15 protein-coding genes, 1 tRNA gene and 3 other RNA genes are annotated in these 21,176 nt (G+C 55.6%); 8 read left to right on the top strand and 11 right to left on the bottom strand.

The window, feature by feature from the left end; genetic code table 11:
- Positions 1-72 precede the first annotated feature (72 nt).
- Complete coding sequence (sppA, locus tag ACL2XG_RS04655; RefSeq protein WP_413722773.1) at positions 73-1,923, bottom strand: signal peptide peptidase SppA; 1,851 nt, start codon at positions 1,921-1,923, stop codon at positions 73-75.
- A 252-nt stretch (positions 1,924-2,175) separates the two neighbouring features.
- Between sppA and ACL2XG_RS04650 the strand changes: the two genes are divergently transcribed.
- Both ACL2XG_RS04650 and ACL2XG_RS04645 read left to right on the top strand, forming a co-directional pair.
- Positions 2,176-2,727: an NAD(P)H nitroreductase gene (locus ACL2XG_RS04650; protein ID WP_410015259.1), complete on the top strand. Its 552-nt coding sequence runs from the start codon at positions 2,176-2,178 to the stop codon at positions 2,725-2,727.
- Between the two features lie 141 nt (positions 2,728-2,868).
- Positions 2,869-4,821 (top strand): DNA topoisomerase III, encoded by a 1,953-nt coding sequence (locus tag ACL2XG_RS04645; protein ID WP_413722774.1) that lies wholly within the window; start codon positions 2,869-2,871, stop codon positions 4,819-4,821.
- A gap of 78 nt (positions 4,822-4,899) precedes the next feature.
- Here the strand turns inward: ACL2XG_RS04645 and ACL2XG_RS04640 are convergent, their stop codons facing one another.
- The 8 genes from ACL2XG_RS04640 to ACL2XG_RS04605 form a co-directional block, all read right to left on the bottom strand.
- A complete protein-coding gene (locus tag ACL2XG_RS04640) occupies positions 4,900-5,307 on the bottom strand; it encodes a pyrimidine (deoxy)nucleoside triphosphate diphosphatase (RefSeq protein WP_413722775.1) in 408 nt (135 codons plus the stop codon).
- The gene (gene xthA, locus ACL2XG_RS04635) at positions 5,304-6,110 is read right to left on the bottom strand and encodes an exodeoxyribonuclease III (RefSeq protein ID WP_413722776.1); all 807 of its coding nucleotides are present in this window, start codon (positions 6,108-6,110) and stop codon (positions 5,304-5,306) included. Before xthA ends, ACL2XG_RS04640 begins: the two co-directional genes overlap by 4 nt.
- 147 nt (positions 6,111-6,257) lie before the next feature.
- Positions 6,258-6,387, bottom strand: a non-coding RNA gene (locus ACL2XG_RS04630) — RtT sRNA.
- Positions 6,388-6,427: 40 nt separating this feature from the next.
- Positions 6,428-6,557, bottom strand: a non-coding RNA gene (locus ACL2XG_RS04625) — RtT sRNA.
- 41 nt (positions 6,558-6,598) lie between these two features.
- Positions 6,599-6,728, bottom strand: a non-coding RNA gene (locus ACL2XG_RS04620) — RtT sRNA.
- Positions 6,729-6,768: 40 nt separating this feature from the next.
- Positions 6,769-6,853: transfer RNA gene (locus ACL2XG_RS04615), tRNA-Tyr, on the bottom strand.
- Between the two features lie 135 nt (positions 6,854-6,988).
- Complete coding sequence (gene purU, locus ACL2XG_RS04610) at positions 6,989-7,837, bottom strand: formyltetrahydrofolate deformylase (protein WP_410015256.1); 849 nt, start codon at positions 7,835-7,837, stop codon at positions 6,989-6,991.
- 66 nt (positions 7,838-7,903) lie between these two features.
- Positions 7,904-8,410, bottom strand: coding sequence for a YchJ family protein (locus tag ACL2XG_RS04605; protein ID WP_413722777.1), 507 nt, complete (start codon positions 8,408-8,410; stop codon positions 7,904-7,906).
- 430 nt (positions 8,411-8,840) lie between these two features.
- On the opposite strand from ACL2XG_RS04605, the gene rssB reads away from it, so the two are divergent.
- From rssB to ACL2XG_RS04585, 4 genes are all read left to right on the top strand, one after another.
- Positions 8,841-9,854 (top strand): two-component system response regulator RssB, encoded by a 1,014-nt coding sequence (gene rssB, locus ACL2XG_RS04600; protein ID WP_410015254.1) that lies wholly within the window; start codon positions 8,841-8,843, stop codon positions 9,852-9,854.
- Between the two features lie 206 nt (positions 9,855-10,060).
- The gene (galU, locus tag ACL2XG_RS04595; protein WP_410015253.1) at positions 10,061-10,963 is read left to right on the top strand and encodes a UTP--glucose-1-phosphate uridylyltransferase GalU; all 903 of its coding nucleotides are present in this window, start codon (positions 10,061-10,063) and stop codon (positions 10,961-10,963) included.
- A gap of 38 nt (positions 10,964-11,001) precedes the next feature.
- Positions 11,002-12,345: a UDP-glucose dehydrogenase family protein gene (locus ACL2XG_RS04590; protein WP_413722779.1), complete on the top strand. Its 1,344-nt coding sequence runs from the start codon at positions 11,002-11,004 to the stop codon at positions 12,343-12,345.
- 10 nt (positions 12,346-12,355) lie between these two features.
- Complete coding sequence (locus ACL2XG_RS04585) at positions 12,356-13,363, top strand: NAD-dependent epimerase (protein WP_410015251.1); 1,008 nt, start codon at positions 12,356-12,358, stop codon at positions 13,361-13,363.
- 261 nt (positions 13,364-13,624) lie between these two features.
- Here the strand turns inward: ACL2XG_RS04585 and hns are convergent, their stop codons facing one another.
- Positions 13,625-14,032 (bottom strand): histone-like nucleoid-structuring protein H-NS, encoded by a 408-nt coding sequence (gene hns, locus ACL2XG_RS04580; protein WP_410015250.1) that lies wholly within the window; start codon positions 14,030-14,032, stop codon positions 13,625-13,627.
- A gap of 565 nt (positions 14,033-14,597) precedes the next feature.
- On the opposite strand from hns, the gene ACL2XG_RS04575 reads away from it, so the two are divergent.
- Entirely contained in the window at positions 14,598-15,218 is a 621-nt protein-coding gene (locus tag ACL2XG_RS04575) for a thymidine kinase (protein WP_410015249.1), read from the top strand.
- A 443-nt stretch (positions 15,219-15,661) separates the two neighbouring features.
- Here the strand turns inward: ACL2XG_RS04575 and adhE are convergent, their stop codons facing one another.
- Positions 15,662-18,382: a bifunctional acetaldehyde-CoA/alcohol dehydrogenase gene (gene adhE, locus ACL2XG_RS04570; protein ID WP_410015248.1), complete on the bottom strand. Its 2,721-nt coding sequence runs from the start codon at positions 18,380-18,382 to the stop codon at positions 15,662-15,664.
- A gap of 1,101 nt (positions 18,383-19,483) precedes the next feature.
- On the opposite strand from adhE, the gene oppA reads away from it, so the two are divergent.
- A complete protein-coding gene (oppA, locus tag ACL2XG_RS04565; protein ID WP_410015247.1) occupies positions 19,484-21,121 on the top strand; it encodes an oligopeptide ABC transporter substrate-binding protein OppA in 1,638 nt (545 codons plus the stop codon).
- Positions 21,122-21,176 lie beyond the last annotated feature (55 nt).

Here is a 21,176-nt window from a genome sequence, read left to right as displayed (position 1 = left end):
TACGCTAATTATACGTCCTGCAGGCAATAACACCAGCCCCGGACGGGGCTGGTATCGGTTGGGGCGGCCAGGTTATTGGACGTCACCGCAGGTAAGGCAATAGGCGTAACGGTTCTGGGGGTCGTTCAATTTCGGAAACGCGTTGGCCTGGGTGGAAAACAGGGCGGAAACCTGCGCGGCCGGCGCCGGCAGGAACGCCTGGATCATGACGGGCAGATGCGCATAAACCGCGGCGCTGGTTTGCGACATGACCATATCAAGCAGGCTCGGCTCATCCAGATACCAGTTCAGGTAGTATTGCTGTAATTTCGCCAGTTCGGCCGCTTTCGCCACCGCGTCGTCAAAATCCCCCAACTGATCGACCAGGCCGTTGGTCTTGGCATCGCTGCCGACCCAGACATGACCCTGGGCAATCTTATCGACCTCCTCGGGAGATTTGTTCCGCGCCTTGCCCACAAGCGTAATAAAGTTCTTGTAGCCGTTCTCGATGTTGAGCTGCATCATCTGCGAAAATTCCGGCGGCAGCGCCTTGGTCATCGACAGATCGGCCAATGGCGAGGTGGCGACGCCATCGGTATGGACGCCTATGCTGCCCAGGGAATCCTCGAAGGTGTTGATAACGCCGAAAATACCGATCGAGCCGGTGAGGGTGCTGGGACTGGCGATGATGTAGTTGGCCGGGGTGGAAATCCAGTAACCGCCGGATGCGGCCATGCCGCCCATGGAAACCACCACCGGTTTACCCGCGCCGCGCGCCGCCTCGAGCTCGGAACGGATCATCTCGGAGGCGCTGACGCTGCCGCCGGGACTGTTAACCCGCAAGACGATGGCCTTGACATCGGGATCCAGCCTGGCGTCGCGGATCTGGCCGGCGGTCGTGTCGCCGCCGACCGACCCCGGGGTTTCCGGGCCGTCGATAATGGCGCCGTTGGCGAAAATCACCGCAATCTGGCCGCCTTTTTGCGGTTGCCGCGGCGTCTGGTAATCATAAATACTGACGGCGTTAAACGCGTTTTTTTGCTTGTTCCAGCCAAAGGCCTTGGTCATTTCCGCTTCGATGGCCACACGGGAGGCCACGGTATCGACCCACTTATTCGCCAGCGCGAACTGCGCCGTATCGCCGTCGACGGACCGCAGGCCGGCCACCATCGCCTGGGCGCCGGGGAACAGCTGATCAGACGTGATCTGGCGGTTTGCGGCCACGGTATCTACATAGTGCTGCCATAACTGGCCGAGCCAGCGGCTGTCGGCGTCACGGGCGGCGGGGGACATATCATCGCGCAGGAACGGCTCCACGGCGGATTTATAGGTGCCGACCCGGAAAATATGGGTATTGACCTTCAATTTATCCAGCAGTGATTTGTAATACAGATTATTGGTGGCCAGGCCATGAAGATCCACAGCGCCCTGGGGCGTAAGGTAGATTTTATTGGCGAAGCTGGCCAGGTAGTACTGCGCCTGGTTGTAGCTGTCGCCGGCGGCATAGATCGGCTTGCCGGAGTCGCGGAATTCGCGCAGCGCCTTACCGATATACTGCAGCGAGGCCTGGTCCGCGCCGGCGAAATCCTTCAGCGAAAGCACCAGGCCGGTAATGTTGCCATCGGATTTTGCCTGGCGCAGCATATCCACCACGTCAAACAATGAGTTTTCCTGCAAACGGTTACTGGATGCGCCCAGTAATTCACGGCCGATTTGCCGTAATTTATTATTGACCGACGGCTTTTCGACCACCACCCCGGTAAGATCCACCAGTAGGGCGCCTTTGCCCGGCTCCGGCGCCGACCGGTGCAATTGCAGGTAAATACCTACGCAGACGACAATAATGAAAATAAGAAACAGGTTCAGGATAAATTCGCGGATGAAATTTAACAAACGCCAGCACCATCTGAAGGGGCCGGATATTATTCGCCACAATGTGCGCATGTGTGCTCCATAAAAACTACGTGTGCAGGAATCATAATCTAAAATCAACTCAGCAACGTTTAACCATCAACGTTACGATGGCTGAATAGTCGTCACAATGCCGATGAGAGTGTGTTGTCAGGTATCCTAAAGATCCCCCCGCTAAAAGTCAGCATTAAAGATAAGAAAAAATCCGCTTAAAAAGCGTCATACTGTTTCCAACCAAGGGCATATGTTACCGTAGCGGTCGTGCCCACCATCAGGAGTAAGGTAATGGATGCATTAGAACTTTTGTTAAACCGGCGTTCGGCGTCACGACTTGCCGAGCCGGCGCCCGCCGGCGACGTCCTGGATAATATTATCCGCGCCGGCATGCGCGCCCCGGATCATGGCGCGCTGCAGCCGTGGCGCTTTGTCATCATCGACGGGGAAGGGCGTACGCGTTTTAGCGAACTGCTGCACCAGTCGGCACTTGAGGCCGGGCTGGACGAAAAGGGCGTGGAAAAAGCCCGGCAGGCGCCGTTCAGGGCGCCGATGATTATCGCCGTACTGGCCTGGTGCGATACCCAGACCAAAGTTCCACGATGGGAGCAGGTCATTTCGGCGGGATGCGCAGTGCAGGCGATGCAGATGGCCGCCCTGGCGCAAGGCTTCAACGGCATCTGGCGCACCGGCCTGTGGGCGACGGCGCCGGCTGTGAAACAGGCGTTCGGCTGCCGTGAACAGGATGAGATCGTCGGCTTTTTGTATTTGGGTACCCCGCAGTTGAAAGCCTCCACCACTATCCTGGCGCCGGATACGGAGCCGTTCGTGCGTCACTTCTAGCCGTTCCCGGCGGGCCGGCGTTGCGCGATGTGCCCGCGCCGCGCGCCGGCGGCGCGTGGCGCAGCCTGGCCAACAGTGGTATCCTGATGCCCGTAGATCCGGCCCTGGCGGCCTGTGTAAGAGTAAAATAGAGGGTGCGCGATGCAGCTTTTTATTGCTGAAAAACCCAGCCTGGCCCGGGCGATTGCCGATGTCCTGCCGCAGCCCCACCGCCGGGGAGACGGCTATATAGCCTGCGGACCGGACCATGTGGTGACCTGGTGTATCGGTCATCTGCTTGAGCAGGCGCAGCCCGACGCGTATGACAGCCGCTATGCCCGCTGGTCGCTGGCCGATTTACCTATCGTGCCGCAAAAATGGCGGCTGCAGCCGCGGCCATCGGTGCAAAAACAGTTAAATGTGGTGAAAAAGCTGCTGGCCGACGCCGCGGAAGTGATCCACGCCGGCGATCCGGACCGCGAGGGCCAACTGCTGGTGGATGAGGTGCTGGATTACCTGGCGCTGAGCGGGGATAAACGTCGCAATGCCAAACGCTGTCTGGTCAACGATCTCAATCCGCAGGCGGTCAGCAAGGCTATTTCCCGTCTGCGCGAGAACCGCGAATTTATTCCGCTGTGCGTTTCCGCGCTGGCGCGTGCGCGCGCCGATTGGCTTTACGGCATCAATATGACCCGCGCTTATACCCTCCTGGGCCGCAACGCCGGCTATCAAGGCGTATTATCCGTGGGTCGCGTGCAGACGCCGGTGCTGGGGCTGGTGGTCAAGCGCGATGAGGAAATCGAGAACTTTGTGCCGAAAACCTATTTTGAGGTTAAGGCGCATATTGTGACACCGTCACAAGAACGCTTTGTCGCCCTGTGGGTGCCCAGCGAGGCCTGCGAATCCTATCAGGACGAGGAAGGACGCCTGCTGCATCGCGCCCTGGCCGATCATGTGGTTACCCGTATCGCCGGCCAGCCGGCGCGCGTAACCCTGTATCAGGATAAGCGGGAAGCCGAGGCGCCGCCGCTGCCGTTCTCTTTGTCAACCCTGCAAATCGAGGCGGCCAGGCGCTATGGACTTAGCGCCCAGCAGGTCTTGGATGTCTGCCAGCGCCTGTACGAGACCCATAAGCTGATTACCTATCCCCGTTCGGACTGCCGTTACCTGCCGGAAGAACATTTTGCCGGGCGCCAGGCGGTGCTTAACGCCATCCAGGCCCACCAGCCGGACCTCATGACGCAGGCAACACTGGATAAAGACCAGAAAAACCGCGCCTGGGATGATAAAAAGGTGGACGCGCATCATGCCATCATTCCTACCGCCCGCGGTGGCAAAACGACGCTCACCGAAAACGAGCATAAGGTGTATGCGCTGGTGGCCCGGCAATATTTGATGCAGTTTTGCGCCGATGCGATGTTTCGCCGCTGCGTGATCAATCTGGATATTGCCGGCGGCAAGTTTGTCGCCAAAGCGCGCTTTCTGGCGGAAGCTGGATGGCGCACGCTGCTGGGCGGCAAGGAGCGCGACGAGGAAAATGACGGCACGCCGCTGCCGGTGGTGGCGAAAGGGGATGAACTGCTGTGCGAGTCGGGGGAAGTGGTGTCCCGCGAGACCCAGCCGCCGAGGCCGTTCAACGATGCGACGCTGTTGTCCGCCATGACCGGTATCGCGCGGTTTGTGCAGGATAAGGAATTGAAAAAAATCCTGCGGGCCACCGACGGGCTGGGCACCGAGGCCACCCGCGCCGGCATTATCGAGCTGCTGTTTACCCGCGGGTTTTTAGTGAAAAAAGGGCGAAATATCCTCTCGACCCCCACGGGACGCGGCCTGATCCATGCCCTGCCGCCCAGCGCCGCCAGCCCGGATATGACCGCGCATTGGGAGGCGACCCTGACCAAAATCAGCGAAAAACAGTGCCGCTATGAGGATTTTATGCAGCCCCTGACCGCTACCCTGCAAAGTCTTATCCAGCAGGCGCGACAGCAGCCGGCGCCGCCGTCATTGCGCGGCCTGCCGCCTGCCGCTGCTAAGGGAAATACCGGCGCGACAGGCAAAAAAACCTTCCGGCGCGCGCCCCGCGGTACGCCAAAACCCCAGGCGGGCGCCGCCTGAGGTATTTTGTGACGCCGTCACATTTTTTCTGCCGGCTTGGCCATAAAAAATACCTGTGCCCGGCGTTGGCCGCGCGCCTTATTGCCTGCGTATACGTATAAAAGCCTGTAACAGCGGCCCATCCGCAGGCGCCAGCGCATAGGTGGCGGCAACCGCCGGTGGAAGCCAGGCAATTTCACTGTGACAGTGTAACGATATCCTGCCGCTAAAAGCCGTCACGTGCCAGGCGTGCAGCTGGATATGGCGGTCGGGCAGCGTAAGGCGTTCGCTGCCGATATACGCGCCGATTTGGGCGTCGATAGACAACTCCTCTTGTAACTCGCGCCGCAGCGCCTGCTGCTGGCTTTCCCCCGCCTCCTGTTTGCCGCCGGGAAATTCCCACAGGCCCGGCTGATCGCGTCGGGCATCCCGCCGCGCCACCAAAATGCGGCCGTCGCGCTCGATAATGGCCGCCACCACCTCAATGGCCGGGGACGGCGCAATCACAGCGTGAAATCCGCCCAGACCGGCGCATGATCGGATGGTTTTTCCATGGCACGGATAGCATAGTCGATGCCGGTGGCCGTGCAGGCCTGCGCCAGCAGCGGCGACGCCAGCAGCAGGTCAATGCGCAGCCCGCGATTTTCATCAAAGCCGCGCGAGCGGTAATCGAACCAGGAGAACCGGTCGGCGCTGTCGGGAAATTGCTGGCGGAAGGTATCAACCATGCCCCAGGTCTGCAGACGTCCCAGCCATTCCCGCTCTTCAGGCAAAAATGAGCATTTGCCGGTGCGCAGCCAGCGTTTACGGCTTTCCTCGCCGATGCCGATATCCAGGTCGGTGGGACTGATATTCAGATCGCCCATGATCAGCAACAGGGATTGCGCATTGTGGTGTTGTTCAACGTAGTGTTGCAGATCCTGGTAGAAACGCTGCTTGGCGGGAAACTTAACCGGATGATCGCGGCTTTCCCCTTGGGGGAAGTAGCCGTTGACCAGCGTCAGGATGCCTTTCGGGGTAGCGAAATCGGCCATGATAATGCGGCGCTGGGCGTCGGCCTCGTCCGTCGCGAACCCGCGGCGCAGCGCCAGCGGCTGTTCGCGGCACAGCAGCGCCACGCCGTAGTGGCCTTTTTGGCCATGGTAATAGACGTGGTAGCCGTGGCGGGAGACCTCTTCCAGCGGGAACATATCGTCATGCACTTTGGTTTCCTGCAAGCCGATAACGTCGGGCTGATGCTGCTCGATAATGGCCTCGAGCTGATGGGGCCTGGCCCGTAGCCCGTTGATGTTAAAGGAGACAAACTTCATTTTGTGCGCCATCAGGGAAGTGATACGTGATGGTAGCAGAAAAAAAAACGGTTATAAACGATGGCGAACCTGGCGAAGGTTTCATCCTCCCCCCAACGGGAAGTCGGTAATCCTGGGTGCTGTGGGAATGTATGCGGCGTATGCAGATGGTGGTGGGGGAAGGAATATTCGTCGCTGCGCTCCTCACCCTGCGGGCCGATGCTGGCACATCGTTGTCTCGCTGCGCTCGGCTCGAACCTTGGTCGAAGGTTCTCATCCTTCCCCAACGGGAAGTCTGTAATCCTGGGTGCTTTGGGAAATAATGAGGCGTATACAGATGGTGGTGGGGGAAGGATGATTCGTCGCTGCGCTCCTCACCCTGCGGGCCGATGCTGGCGCATCGTTGTCTCGCTGCGCTCGGCTCGAACCTTGGTCGAAGGTTCTCATCCTCCCCCCAACGGGAAGTCTGTAATCCTGGGTGCTGTGGGAATGTATGCGGCGTATGCAGATGGTGGTGGGGGAAGGAATATTCGTCGCTGCGCTCCTCACCCTGCGGGCCGATGCTGGCGCATCGTTGTCTCGCTGCGCTCGGCTCGAACCTTGGCCGAAGGTTCTCATCCTTCCCCAACGGGAAGTCGGTAATCCTGGGTGCTGTGGGAATGTATGCGGCGTATGCAGATGGTGGTGGGGGAAGGATTCGAACCTTCGAAGTCAGTGACGGCAGATTTACAGTCTGCTCCCTTTGGCCGCTCGGGAACCCCACCTGGCTCAGAAATGAATATCTGGTCAAGCGGGGCGCATCATATCAAATAAGACGGCACTGTAAAGAACAAACTTGCGTTAAATGATTCACTTGCCGTTTTTTTCGGCACAAGGCGGCAAAACCGCCCTGGAACCCCTCACAAGATAATGGTGCGGTTACCGTAAACAAAGACCCGCTGCGCCAACACCCGGTACAATGCCCGGCTCAGGACGTTTTTCTCGACGTCGCGGCCGGCGCGCATCATATCCTCCGCGGTATAGGTATGATCGACGTTAATCACGTCCTGGCTGATAATAGGCCCCTCGTCCAGATTATCGTTCACGTAATGGGCGGTGGCGCCAATGATCTTTACGCCGCGCTCGTAAGCCTGGTGATAGGGCCGCGCGCCGATAAAGGCGGGCAGGAACGAATGGTGAATATTGATAAGCTGGTTGGGATAGCGGCGCACAAACGTAGGCGTCAGCACGCGCATATACTTGGCCAGGACCACATAATCAGGGTGGTAGCCATCGATCTGCTCCGCCATGCGCGCATCGTGCTCTTCGCGGGTAAACCCTTCGTGGCTGACCAGATGAAAGGGAATTTCAAACCGCTCCACCAGCGTGCGCAGCGTCTCGTGATTACCGATCACCGCGGCGATGTCCACATCCAGCCCGCCGTAGGTGCTTTTCATCAGCAAATCGCCCAGGCAGTGCGCCTCCTTGGTCACCAGGACCACGATGCGGCGCCGCCCGGCCTGGTTCAGCTCGCGCACCGTGCCGGCCGGTAAAACCCGATCTAGGTCGGCCAGCAGCCGCGCGTCGTCAAATACGCCTTCCAGCTCGGTGCGCATAAAAAAACGCCCGCTGCGATGATCAACGTATTCGTTATTTTGCACGATGTTTAAATGATGGCTGAAACAAATACTGGTGATTTGCGCGATCAGGCCTTTTTCATCCGGGCAAATGGTGCGTAAAATTTTTCTTTGTATAGTTTGCGACTGCATTAACTTGCTGATCCTGTCGAAGCCGATGATATGTCATGAAAAGCATACCGGAACGAACCGGCCGGGTCAGCGTCCACAACACTTCTTGTATTTGTTACCCGAGCCGCAGGGGCAGGGCTCGTTTCTGGCGGGCTGCTTATGCAGGCCGTCGACATAATACCAGCGATCGTCCATGCGGACAAAGCGTGAACGTTCATGGATAAAGCCCGGCCGCTGCCGCTGCTCATCAAAAAAGCGGGCGATGAATTCAACATAGCCCTCCTGCGCGTCCCGGCCGGCGGATTCCGCCTTGACCACAAGCCCGCGCCATTGCGTTACCGCGCATTGGGCGGTTAATTCAGCGCGCCAGCGCGCCGCTTCGCAGTCCGGATGCCAGGTGGCAATCAGGTAATCGACGTTACGTTGCGTGAACGCGGTATAACGCGATCGCATTAACTGGCCCGGCGTCCGGGGCGGGCGGGCGCCGCTGATAAACGCAGCGCAACACTGGTCCGGAGGCAGGCCGCTATCGCATGGGCAAAGAATATCCACAACACCTCTTGTCACGACGGCAAAGCCGCCTTGTATTACCATTGCTACCGGTCAGATCCGGCGCCGGGTACGGCGCGCGGACTGTAAAGACGCTATTTTATGCCATACCTCAAGCCAAGGCAAAAAATCAATGATTTTGAACAAAAAAGCATATGGTTTTACAACGAAAAGGCTATTTATCCTTGTCAAAATATGCCGAAACCGCCATCATTTTGCCCGGAAAGGGTGCATTTTTACCTAATGACTACTACGCTCCTTACTTAAGCAACATCATTTTAACGCCGTCGAGAAGGTTATCCGGCTTGTTGAATGGGGTATCAGGGGATAGGTCGGTAACCAATGTAGCCGATTGCTGTTCAAACGCAGGAACGCATAAATTATAAGCAACACACTAATCAGCCCCTGAGATTTCTTAAAAGTAAAAGTGGTCTGCTTGAGCCGCTGTTAAGCTGATTGGAAAAAGAGGTTTTTGATGGCGAAGCCGTTAGTAAACAAACAAATTTTAGTTGTTGAGGACGAGGCTGTTTTTCGCTCCGTACTGACGCAATTTCTTCAGTCGCTGGGGGCCGTTGTTCATGAAGCATCCCATGGCGGCGAAGCGCTGAGCATGCTGCCTATCACTAAACCGGACCTGGTAATCTGCGATCTTGAAATGGCCGAAATGAACGGCCTGACGTTTGTGGAGCGTTTCCGCTCGGTGGATGCCGCCACGCCGGTATTGGTGGTTTCCGGTACCGATCAGATGACCGATATCGCCAAGGTCCTGCGGCTTGGGGTGCAGGATGTGCTGCTCAAGCCCCTTGATGATTTTGTCCGTCTGCGGGAAACCGTGCTTGGCTGCCTTTACCCCGATATGTTTACCTCGCAGGTGGACGAAGAAGAGCAACTGTTCCAGGATTGGGACGCCTTAAGCCAGCACCCCGGCGCCGCCGCTAAGCTGCTCAAGCAATTGCAGCCGCCGGTGCAGCAGAATATTGCCCGCTGCCGGGTGACCTACCGGCAACTTACCATGGCCGAGCAGCCTGGACTGGTGCTGGATATCGCCGCTTTATCCGAGCACGATCTGGCCTTCTATTGTCTGGATGTGACCCGGGCGGAAGAAAAAGGCGTTTTGGCCGCCTTGCTGCTGCGCGCCTTGTTTAACGGGCTGCTGCAGGCGCATCTGGCCAATCGCGCCCATCGCCTGCCGGAGCTTACCACCCTGTTGAAACAGGTGAACCAACTGCTGCGCAAGGCCAACCTGGACGGACAGTTTCCCCTGCTGGTGGGGTACTACCACCGCGGCCTGAATAACCTGATTTTGGTATCGGCGGGGTTGAACGCCACGCTCAGCGCCAATGAGCAGCAAATCCAGCTCAATAGCGGCGTGCCGCTGGGCACGATGAGCGGCGCCTATTTAAACCAGGTGAGCCAGCATTGCGACGCCTGGCAGTGCCAGGTCTGGGGCGCGGGCGGCAGATTACGGTTAATGCTGTCCACGGAATAATCGCATCCTGCGGCATGCGTTGCAGGTTGCCGTTTATTTGACCAGCCAAGTTATTAATTTATAACCCGTTCTAAAATGGGTAATTGTCCTAATTTCTTCACAAACCCCTCCTTTCATCAGGCACCTTCTTCGTAAACTGATATACTTGATAGGTTTAAAATTAGATAAAAAAATTTATTATCTTGATGATAAGAGAGAGGTGGTTGATGTCTGCAATTAATACCAAAGTAAGAAAAGCGGTGATTCCTGTGGCCGGTTTGGGAACGCGTATGTTGCCGGCGACCAAGGCTATACCGAAAGAAATGCTACCTTTAGTCGATAAGCCCCTGATTCAATATGTTGTCAACGAATGTATCGCTGCCGGCATTAACGAAATTATCCTGGTCACCCATTCTTCTAAAAATTCCATCGAAAACCATTTTGATACCAGCTTTGAGCTGGAAGCCATGCTGGAAAAACGCGTTAAGCGCCAGCTGCTGGCTGAAATCCAGGCCATCTGCCCGCCCCACGTCACCATCATGCAAGTGCGCCAGGGCCTGGCGAAAGGGCTGGGACATGCGGTTATGTGCGCCCATCCGCTGGTGGGCGACGAACCGGTGGCGGTTATCCTGCCGGACGTCATTATCGACGAATACGAATCCAACCTGAAAACCGAAAATCTCAGCGAAATGCTGGCGCGCTTCGCCGAAACGGGCCGCAGCCAGATCATGGTTGAACCGGTGGAAGACGTAACCAACTACGGCGTGGTGGATATCCAGGGCAAAGAATTGAAACCCGGCGAAAGCGCGCCGATGGTCAACGTGGTGGAAAAACCCGCCGCCGAGGACGCGCCGTCCAACCTGTCGGTGGTGGGCCGTTATGTATTGTCCGCCGATATCTGGCCGCTGCTGGCTAAAACGCCTCCGGGAGCCGGCAATGAAATCCAGCTCACCGACGCCATCGCCATGCTGATGGAAAAAGAAACGGTGGAAGCCTATCACCTGAAGGGGCTGAGCCACGACTGCGGCAATAAACTGGGTTACATGGAAGCCTTCGTCGAATATGGCATTCGTCATGAAAGCCTGGGCAAAGAATTTACCCAATGGCTAAAAGAAACCATCGTGGATTGATTTTTTTTTGAGCGCATTTTTTTACCAGGAATTTCAACATGAAAGTGACTGTGTTTGGTATCGGTTATGTTGGTTTGGTGCAAGCGGCGGTACTGGCTGAAGTGGGTCACGACGTGCTTTGCGTCGATGTCGACGCGCGTAGAGTCGAGAATCTGAAAAACGGCAACATCCCCATCTATGAACCAGGGCTGACCCCGCTGGTGCAGCAGAACTACGAATCAGGCCGGCTGCAGTTCACCACCGACGCCAAGGCCGGCGTTAGCCACGGCATCATGCAGTTTATCGCGGTGGGCACCCCTCCCGACGAGGACGGCTCGGCGGATCTGCAATACGTCACCGCGGTGGCCCGGACCATTGCCCAGTATATGGACGATCATAAAGTGGTGCTGGACAAGTCCACCGTACCTGTCGGCACGGCGGATAAAGTTCGCGCCGTTATGCAGGAAACCCTACAGGCGCGCGGCAGCAAGCTGACTTTCGACGTGGTCTCCAATCCCGAGTTCCTTAAGGAAGGCGCCGCGGTGGCCGACTGTATGCGTCCCGAGCGTATCGTGGTCGGTACCGATAACGATGACGTGGTTGAACTGCTGCGTGAACTTTACGAACCGTTCAACCGCAATCATGACCGTATGATCCTGATGGATATCCGCAGTGCGGAATTAACCAAATATGCGGCTAACTGCATGCTGGCCACCAAGATCAGCTTTATGAACGAGATCTCCAACCTGGCGGAGCTGCTGGGCGCGGATATCGAGAAAGTGCGCCAGGGCATTGGCTCGGATCCGCGTATCGGCTATCACTTTATCTACCCTGGGTGCGGCTACGGCGGTTCGTGCTTCCCTAAAGACGTGCAGGCGCTGATCCGCACCGCCGAGCATATCGGCTACCAGCCCAAACTGCTGCAGGCGGTGGAAGACGTTAACTACCAGCAAAAGGATAAGCTGCCGCAGTTTATCAAGCGTCATTTCGGCGACAATCTCGCGGGCAAAACGTTTGCCTTGTGGGGCCTCTCCTTCAAGCCCAACACCGACGATATGCGCGAAGCCTCCAGCCGGGTATTAATGGAAGCGCTATGGCAGGCCGGGGCGCAGGTACAGGCTTTTGACCCGGAAGCGATGGACGAAACCCAGCGCATCTACGGCCACCGTGCCGACCTGAAGCTAATGGGCACCAAGGAAGCCGCGCTGCAGGGAGCTGATGCCCTGGTTATCTGTACCGAATGGCAAAATTTCCGCGCGCCTGACTTTGATATGCTGAAATCGGCGTTAAAGCAGCCGGTCATTTTCGATGGACGCAACCTGTACGATCCGGAACGCCTGGCCAGCCGTGGTTTCACGTATTACGCCATAGGTCGTGGGGCTTCGCTCGCGTCTTATAAGTAAGAGGGGCCCCATGAAATTTTTGGTCACCGGCGCCGCGGGTTTTATTGGTTATCACGTCAGCAGGCGCCTGCTTGCTGACGGCCATCAGGTCATCGGCATTGATAACCTGAACGACTATTACGACGTCCGCCTTAAGCAATCGCGGCTGCTGCAATTGCAGGGCGACACCGCCTTTACCTTTCATCGGCTGGATTTAGCCGACCGCCAGGGAATGGCGTCCCTATTCGCCGGGGAAGGGTTCGAACGCGTGATCCATTTGGGCGCGCAGGCGGGAGTGCGTTATTCGCTGGAAAACCCCCTGGCGTACGCGGACTCCAACCTTATCGGCCATCTGAATATACTGGAAGGGTGCCGTCACAATGGCGTCGGGCATTTGCTTTATGCCTCATCCAGCTCGGTATATGGCCTCAATCGTAAAATGCCGTTTTCCACCGACGATACGGTGGATCATCCGGTGTCATTGTACGCGGCGACGAAAAAAGCCAATGAGTTAATGTCTCATACTTATTCACATCTTTATCAACTGCCAACCACGGGTCTGCGTTTTTTTACCGTATACGGCCCCTGGGGCCGGCCGGATATGGCATTGTTTAAATTTACCGAAGCCATGCTTGCCGGCAGACCTATCGATGTGTATAACCGCGGCGAGATGCGGCGTGATTTCACTTATATAGACGATATCGCGGAAGCCATTATCCGTTTGCAGGATGTCATTCCCACGGCGGACAGCCAATGGACGGTGGAAACCGGGTCTCCCGCCACCAGTTCCGCGCCGTATCGCGTATATAATATCGGCAATAGTCAACCGGTCCAATTGATGGAATACATCAAGGCGCTGGAAAATGCGCTGGGCATTAAGGCCGAGATGAATTTATTGCCGATGCAGCCCGGCGATGTGCTTGAAACCAGCGCGGATACCGCGGCGTTGTACGCAGCCATTGGTTTTAAACCGCAGACGGAGGTAGCGGAAGGAATACAACATTTTGTCAATTGGTATCGTGATTATTATCACCAATGACTTTAGGGGGATGTTGCGATTAATGTCAAAAAGGCGACCTTCAGGTCGCCTTTTTGTGAGCGCTGCCCGCTAACGGTTAATCACTCCACCGGCGGCGGCAGTAAAGGACAAATTGCCTGGCACCCGGATCGAACGCCAAATGTTTCTTATGCTAATAATGCTGCTCATAATTTATGCACATTATGAGCTGAGGTTTGCTTACCGGTAAAAAAAACACCCGCTGAGTATTCAAACGGGTATTTATAATAGCGGTAATTTGGATTAAAGCAGGAAATCGTCCAGCGTCTTGCCTTCATCTTCAATAGACTTCTTGATGACGGCAGGCGTACGGCCTTGGCCGGTCCAGGTTTTGATTTCACCGTTTTCATCGGTGTACTGATATTTAGCCGGACGTGCCGCACGCTTGGTTTTACCCGTTGCTTTAGAAGCGCTCATGGTTTGCAGCAATTCATTCGGATCGATACCGTCGGCAATCAGCATTTCACGATATTGCTGTAATTTGCGGGTGCGTTCTTCGATTTCAGCCTGTGCTTGGCTGTCTTCCTCACGGCGTTCGTTGACAACGACCTCAAGTTTCTCCAGCATTTCTTCCAGAGTCTCCAGGGTACATTCTCTCGCTTGCGCACGCAGAGTTCGGATGTTGTTAAGAATTTTAAGTGCTTCGCTCATTGTCCTAATCTCGAATAATATAAATGGGGCGTCGGGGTAATAATAGAGCGGTAGTTTCTTTTCTGCAATAGCTAGTTTGTAAGTAAAGTAAAAAATAATCTTTTTTTTAAACCACCGCAGCCAAACGACAGTAAATATAAGGCTTGGGGCGAGTAACGACAAATTGATTCGCCATGTTGCGTTTTTCCCCTACTGCACTTTATGGAGCGCATATTGCACAAGACGTTTCATTATGAGCCATGTTTATATCAGGGGGAAATAGCAGGGTTATAAGCCCCCCATTAACCTCCGCCGGTTAATGAAGGTCCGACCTGGCGCCGGGGTAAGCGCGCCTGGCAAATGACCGGAGGGTGAATGGTAAAGTAGCCTGTAAATGATTCAATAAAATTACACTATTTTTATTCATTGCGGCGGGGGCGCCTTATTAGACCCGGCCCGGCCAACCGCCGCGCAGGGCGGGGGGAGTGAATCCGACGCGGGGCGGGGTGGGCCTTTGTGTTAAAGAATATGATACACTTATGGTCATATTAATTATGTCATGATTTTTCACCGGGGTATGGGGCTGATGGCTCAACTATATTTTTATTATTCTGCGATGAATGCGGGTAAATCGACGGCGCTGCTGCAATCTTCCTATAATTATCAGGAACGGGGCATGCGTACGCTGGTATTTACCGCGGAAATAGATAATCGCTTCGCGCGCGGGCAGGTCCGTTCCCGTATCGGCCTTTCCTCGCCGGCCGAGCTATACCGCCCCGATACCGATTTACTGGCCGTCATCACGCAGGCGCATCAGCTTGAGCCGTTGCACTGCGTGTTAGTCGACGAAAGCCAGTTTTTAACCCGGGAACAGGTTAACGGGTTGTCCGATGTCGTGGACCAGCTCGATATTCCGGTGCTCTGCTACGGCTTAAGAACGGATTTTCGCGCGGAATTGTTTCCCGGCAGTCAATATCTTCTTGCCTGGGCGGATAAATTGATTGAACTGAAAACTATCTGTTATTGCGGTCGCAAGGCGAACCGGGTATTGCGGCTAAATGACGAGGGCAAGCCCGTGCATGATGGGCAACAAGTGGTTATCGGCGGGGATGAGCGTTATGTCTCCGTTTGCCGCAAACATTACAAACAGGCGCTGGAACAGGATGTGTCCGTGCCAGGTTACACGCGCCTGACGCCGTCGGCTTAGGTTCGCGCCGGTCCCGACCGGCGGCGAATCCGCCAGGCAGGCAGCCCGCGCGCTTAAACCGCCCAGGCGGCGCGCAGCGGCTGCCAATGACCGGGCCTGGGCGTCGGCCGCGCCCAGGCCCGGGAATCCCGTGTCGGGGCCTTTAGGGGCCTTCAGCGGTCTTTGTCTACGAGTGGCGGCGTTGCCGGCGAAAGCCGGGAACGGTATTGAGGACTGGGCGGTGGGACGCGCCGGGGACGGCTAAAGGCAGGCAAGGGCACCCGGAGTTATGAATACCCCGTACGGCGCTGGCGTTGCGATAGCGCGTTAAACGGCCCAGGCGGGCCGTAGCGCGCATCCCCAGGCGGGGGCGTAGTGATAGCGCTGCGGACACAAAAAAGCCCCTTACGGGGCTTTTTGGCGTTTCCCCCGCCGGAACGGGGGACTAACAGGCATCAGCAGTATCAGCTGGTGACTTTCTTGCCTTTCTTCTCGGATTTCACGACGTCATTTATCGTCGCTTTGATATTACCGACAGGGGCGGGCGCATTGGCCGCCGCGACGGCGTTTTCAAAGGGTTCGACGAATTTACGGCCATAGTAGGTATCCATCAGGATTTGCTTAAGTTCGGCAATCAGCGGATAACGCGGGTTGGCGCCGGTACATTGGTCATCGAACGCATCTTCCGACAGCTTGTCGACTTTTGCCAGGAAGTCTGCTTCCAGCACGCCGGCTTCGCGAATAGAGGTCGGGATGCCCAGGTCTGCCTTGATTTCGTCAAGCCAGGCGAGCAGATTCTCGATCTTCTGCGCGGTACGGTCGCCCGGTTTGCTCAGGCCCAGATGGTCCGCCACTTCGGCGTAGCGACGGCGTGCCTGCGGACGGTCGTACTGACTGAACGCGGCCTGCTTGGTCGGGTTGTCGTTGGCGTTGTAGCGGATCACGTTGGAGATCAGCATAGCATTGGCCAGGCCATGGGGAATGTGGAATTCCGACCCCAGTTTATGGGCCATGGAGTGACATACGCCGAGGAAGGCGTTGGCAAACGCAATACCGGCGATGGTGGCGGCGTTATGCACGCGTTCACGGGCCACCGGGTTCTTGGCGCCTTCATGATAGCTGGCCGGCAGGTATTCTTTAAGCAGCTTAATGGCCTGCAGCGCCTGGCCATCGGAAAACTCGGTGGCCATAATGGACACATAGGCTTCCAGCGCATGGGTTACCGCATCCAGGCCGCCGAAGGCGCACAGGGATTTAGGCATGTTCATCACCAGGTTGGCGTCGACAATCGCCATATCCGGCACCAGGGCATAATCCGCCAGCGGGTATTTCTGGCCGGTGGCGTCATCGGTGACCACGGCGAACGGTGTAACTTCCGAACCGGTGCCCGAGGTGGTGGTAACCGCAATCATCCTGGCTTTTACGCCCATTTTCGGGAACTTGTAGATACGTTTACGGATATCCATAAAGCGCAGCGCCAGCTCTTCGAACGGGGTGCCCGGATGTTCGTACATCACCCACATGATCTTGGCGGCATCCATCGGCGAGCCGCCGCCGAGGGCAATGATGACATCGGGTTTAAACGACATCATCTGCTCGGCGCCCTTGCGCACGATGCTCAGGGTCGGATCGGCCTCAACCTCGAAGAACACTTCGGTTTCAATGCCGTGGTTTTTCAGCACCGAGGTAATCTGGTCGGCATAGCCGTTGTTGAACAGATAGCGGTCGGTGACGATAAAGGCGCGTTTTGCGCCGTCGCTGGCCACTTCGTCCAGGGCGATCGGCAATGAACCACGACGGAAATAGATGGATTTAGGAAGCTTATGCCACATCATATTTTCAGCTCGCTTGGCCACGGTTTTCTTGTTGATGAGATGCTTGACCCCGACGTTCTCGGAGATCGAGTTCCCGCCCCAGGAACCACAACCCAGCGTCAGGGACGGCGCCAGCTTGAAGTTATAGAGGTCGCCGATACCCCCTTGGGAGGCCGGGGTGTTGATCAGGATACGCGCGGTCTTCATCTTGTCGCCGAAAAAATTCACGCGTTCAGGCTGGTTATCCTGGTCGGTGTACAGACAAGAGGTATGGCCGATGCCGCCCATCTCCACCAATTTTTCCGCTTTGATCACGGCGTCTTCGAAATTCTTGGCGCGGTACATGGCCAGCATCGGCGACAGTTTTTCATGGGCGAAGGGTTCTGAGTCGTCCACGACGGTCACTTCACCGATCAGCACCTTGGTGTTGCCCGGCACTTTGATGCCGGCCATATCGGCAATCTTCGATGCCGCCTGGCCGACAATGGCCGCGTTAAGCGCGCCGTTTTTCAGGATGATGCCCTGAACGGCTTTCAGTTCCTCGCCGCGCAGCATATAGCCGCCATGGCTGGCGAAACGTTCGCGTACGGCGTCATAGATTTCGTCGACCACGATAACCGACTGTTCGGAGGCGCAGATGACGCCGTTATCGAAGGTCTTCGACATCAGGATGGAGGCTACCACGCGTTTGATGTCCGCGGTTTCATCCACCACGACCGGGGTGTTGCCGGCGCCGACGCCGATGGCAGGCTTGCCGGAGCTGTAGGCGGCCTTGACCATGCCCGGACCACCGGTGGCGAGGATCAGGTTGACCAGCGGATGATGCATAAGCTGGTTGGATAATTCCACGGTCGGCTCGTCTATCCAGCCGATGATGTCTTTCGGCGCACCGGCGGCGACAGCGGCCTTAAGCACGATTTCCGCCGCGCGGTTGGTGGCGTTCTTGGCGCGCGGATGCGGCGAGAAAATGATGCCGTTGCGGGTCTTCAGACAGATTAACGCCTTGAAGATAGCCGTCGATGTCGGGTTGGTGGTAGGCACGATACCGCAGATGATACCGATGGGTTCGGCGATGGTGATAGTGCCGAACGTATCGTCCTGGGCCAGGATGCCGCAGGTTTTTTCATCTTTATAGGCGTTGTAAATATATTCGGAGGCAAAATGGTTTTTAATCACTTTATCTTCGACGATGCCCATACCGGATTCGGCTACGGCCATCTTGGCGAGGGGGATGCGCGCATCGGCGGCGGCCAGGGCGGCGGCGCGGAAAATTTTATCCACCTGCTCCTGGGTAAAATTGGCATATTCGCGCTGGGCTTTTTTGACGCGTTCTACCAGCGTATTAAGTTCAGCGACATTAGTAACAGCCATAATGCTCTCCTAATAAATGTTAAAATTTTGGGTTAGATTGTTAAACTCTTTAAGTAAAAAGCCTGCCCGCCTCGCCCACAAAGATATATATGACTAATATTATATCAGTTAGTCTATCTGCCCAATCAGGGATATGCATTGGCACAATGAGCTTTTTACTTAATGAGTTTCTTCAATCACCTACTTTAACAAAAAATTCAGTTAAATTGCCGCTTTTTTATGCTTACCCGGCTTTGCGTTAAAGGGATCTTAAAGAGTATTACCGCAGTTATATGTGATACATATCACAAATTATGCATGCTGACTCCATTCAGCAGGGAGGGGTAGCCGCAAAAGTTACACAGGTGCCTTAATTACGTTAACCGATGAAATGTCGGGATAAATACGATTACAATTAATTAACAAACTGGCTGCAAAATTCGCCCCAAATAGCGATTTACCGCCGGGGGAGAAAGCAAAACGGCAGGCCGCCAGAAAAATCCACCTTAACATTGCCTGCCTAACCCCGCGCAGCGATGCTCATAACGGTCAGCATCAAAATAGGACAAAACATGCACGGAATTGGCCAAAATGCACCATAAAGCATCAGCGTATATTAACTGCGCAATGGGATTTTGTCGGCATAATGGGAAATTAATCGTGCTTTATTTCAAAACGATAGCGGGTTTTATCGGAATTTTCCGGATTTTTTTTCAGCCTAAGCGGCAAAGGGTCTTGTCACAATGCTACTCAGATGTTATTAGTGTTTATTCACGCATCATTAGGCGTTTATTCTCTTTACAGGCCATAAATTGACCTTATGTGTTTTTATGTAACAAATGATTAAATAATAATTATTTTTCCATGTAAGGCTGATATTTTTTGATGCCATGATAACTGTAAATAACTTCTTGCCAGGCCTGTGTCCCACCCGATTGCTGTTTTTGCCGGCGCCGCGCCGGCTTGTTTCCTTTATAGCCTTCACCAATAAGGAATACCGCTTCTTTGCCTTGTGGTTTCGTTCACCATAATTGGCGTGGGAGTTGTCATACCCGTTTAACGGGAACCTGCGTGCCGCAAAGCCGGGGCCACGCAATAATAAAAAACTGGAGTGCACTGATAATGACCAACATCACGAAAAAGACACTGCTGGCGGCGGGCATCATTGCCGCACTGGGCGTCGTGTCGGTAGGATCCTCTTTCGCCGCGGACGTTCCCGCCGGCGTGCAGCTTAGCGACAAACAGGAATTGGTGCGCGGCAACGGCGCCGAAATACAGTCCCTCGATCCCCATAAGATAGAAGGGGTGCCGGAATCCAATATCAACCGCGATGTGCTGGAAGGGCTGACCATTAACGACCTGTATGGCCATACGCAGCCGGGCGCCGCCGAAAGCTGGGAGACCAAGGACTCGAAAGTCTGGATCTTCCATCTGCGCAAAGACGCCAAATGGTCCAACGGCGATCCGGTGACGGCGCAGGATTTTGTCTATAGCTGGCGTCGCCTGGCCGACCCGCAGACCGCGTCGCCGTATGAAAGCTATCCGCAGTACGCCCATATCGTGAATATCGATGAAATCATTGCCGGCAAAATGAAACCCGATACCCTGGGCGTTAAGGCCGTGGACGATAAGACGCTGGAAGTGACCCTGAGCCAGCCGGTGCCTTATTTTCCTAAATTACTGAGCAACCCCGCCATGTCGCCGGTGCCGCAAAAGGTGGTGGAGCAGTTTGGTGAAAAATGGACCCAGCCCGCCAATTGGGTCGGCAACGGCGCGTATAAAGTAAAGGATTGGGTCGTCAACGAGCGTCTGGTGCTGGAGCGTAGCCCGTCCTATTGGAATAATGCCAAGACGGTGATCAACCAGGTGACCTACCTGCCGATTTCCTCGGAAGTAACCGACGTGAACCGCTATCGCGCCGGCGAATCCGATATGACCTATAACAATCTGCCGATCGAATTATTCCAGAAGCTGAAACGCGAAATCCCGAAAGAAGTGCATGTCGATCCGTATCTGTGTACCTATTATTATGAAATCAATAACCAAAAGGCGCCCTTTACCGATGTGCGCGTGCGCACTGCGCTGAAACTGGCGCTGGATCGCGATATTATCGTTAACAAGGTCAAGGCCCAGGGCGACTTGCCCGCCTTTGGTTTTACGCCTCCGTATACCGACGGCGCCAAGCTGACCCCGCCGGAGTGGTTTGGCTGGAGCCAGGACAAACGTAATGCCGAAGCGCGTAAGCTGCTGGAGCAGGCCGGCTACACCAAGGATAAGCCGCTGACCTTCGATTTATTGTACAATACCTCCGATCTGCATAAGAAACTGGCGATTGCCGTTGCGTCGATATGGAAAAAGAACCTGGGCGTGGAAGTCAAGTTGGTAAACCAGGAATGGAAAACCTTCCTCGATACCCGTCACCAGGGGACCTTTGATGTATCCCGCGCCGGCTGGTGTGCCGATTACAACGAACCCACCACCTTCCTGAACATTATGCTGACCAATGGTTCGAGCAATACCGCCCATTACTCCAGCCCGGCCTTTGATAAACTGATTGCCGACGCCGTCGACGCCAAGAGCGATGATGCGCGCACAACCTTGTATCAGCAGGCTGAACAGCAACTGGATAAGGATTCCGCCATCGTTCCGGTGTATTACTATGTGAACGCCCGGCTGGTGAAACCTTATGTTGGTGGATATACCGGTAAAGATCCGCTGGATAATGTGTATGTAAAAGACCTTTACATCATCAAACATTAACCAGGCGTAATGGATGACAACAGGGCAGGGTCTTCACGGGCCGTGCCCTGTTTTT

The organism is Sodalis sp. RH24, assembly GCF_047324145.1.
Classification (GTDB): domain Bacteria; phylum Pseudomonadota; class Gammaproteobacteria; order Enterobacterales; family Enterobacteriaceae; genus Acerihabitans.
The sequence above is the reverse complement of the archived record's forward strand: the minus strand, read 5'-3'. Positions and strand labels throughout refer to the sequence as shown.

Coding starts and splice junctions, on each gene's coding strand:
- ACL2XG_RS04645 (WP_413722774.1), top strand. CDS start 2,869: ATGCAGCTTTTTATTGCTGAAAAACCCAGCCTGGCCCGGGCGATTGCC.
- ACL2XG_RS04650 (WP_410015259.1), top strand. CDS start 2,176: ATGGATGCATTAGAACTTTTGTTAAACCGGCGTTCGGCGTCACGACTT.
- ACL2XG_RS04585 (WP_410015251.1), top strand. CDS start 12,356: ATGAAATTTTTGGTCACCGGCGCCGCGGGTTTTATTGGTTATCACGTC.
- hns (WP_410015250.1), bottom strand. CDS start 14,032: ATGAGCGAAGCACTTAAAATTCTTAACAACATCCGAACTCTGCGTGCG.
- ACL2XG_RS04590 (WP_413722779.1), top strand. CDS start 11,002: ATGAAAGTGACTGTGTTTGGTATCGGTTATGTTGGTTTGGTGCAAGCG.
- rssB (WP_410015254.1), top strand. CDS start 8,841: ATGGCGAAGCCGTTAGTAAACAAACAAATTTTAGTTGTTGAGGACGAG.
- purU (WP_410015256.1), bottom strand. CDS start 7,837: ATGCAGTCGCAAACTATACAAAGAAAAATTTTACGCACCATTTGCCCG.
- galU (WP_410015253.1), top strand. CDS start 10,061: ATGTCTGCAATTAATACCAAAGTAAGAAAAGCGGTGATTCCTGTGGCC.
- adhE (WP_410015248.1), bottom strand. CDS start 18,382: ATGGCTGTTACTAATGTCGCTGAACTTAATACGCTGGTAGAACGCGTC.
- ACL2XG_RS04575 (WP_410015249.1), top strand. CDS start 14,598: ATGGCTCAACTATATTTTTATTATTCTGCGATGAATGCGGGTAAATCG.
- xthA (WP_413722776.1), bottom strand. CDS start 6,110: ATGAAGTTTGTCTCCTTTAACATCAACGGGCTACGGGCCAGGCCCCAT.
- ACL2XG_RS04605 (WP_413722777.1), bottom strand. CDS start 8,410: ATGGTAATACAAGGCGGCTTTGCCGTCGTGACAAGAGGTGTTGTGGAT.
- sppA (WP_413722773.1), bottom strand. CDS start 1,923: ATGCGCACATTGTGGCGAATAATATCCGGCCCCTTCAGATGGTGCTGG.
- oppA (WP_410015247.1), top strand. CDS start 19,484: ATGACCAACATCACGAAAAAGACACTGCTGGCGGCGGGCATCATTGCC.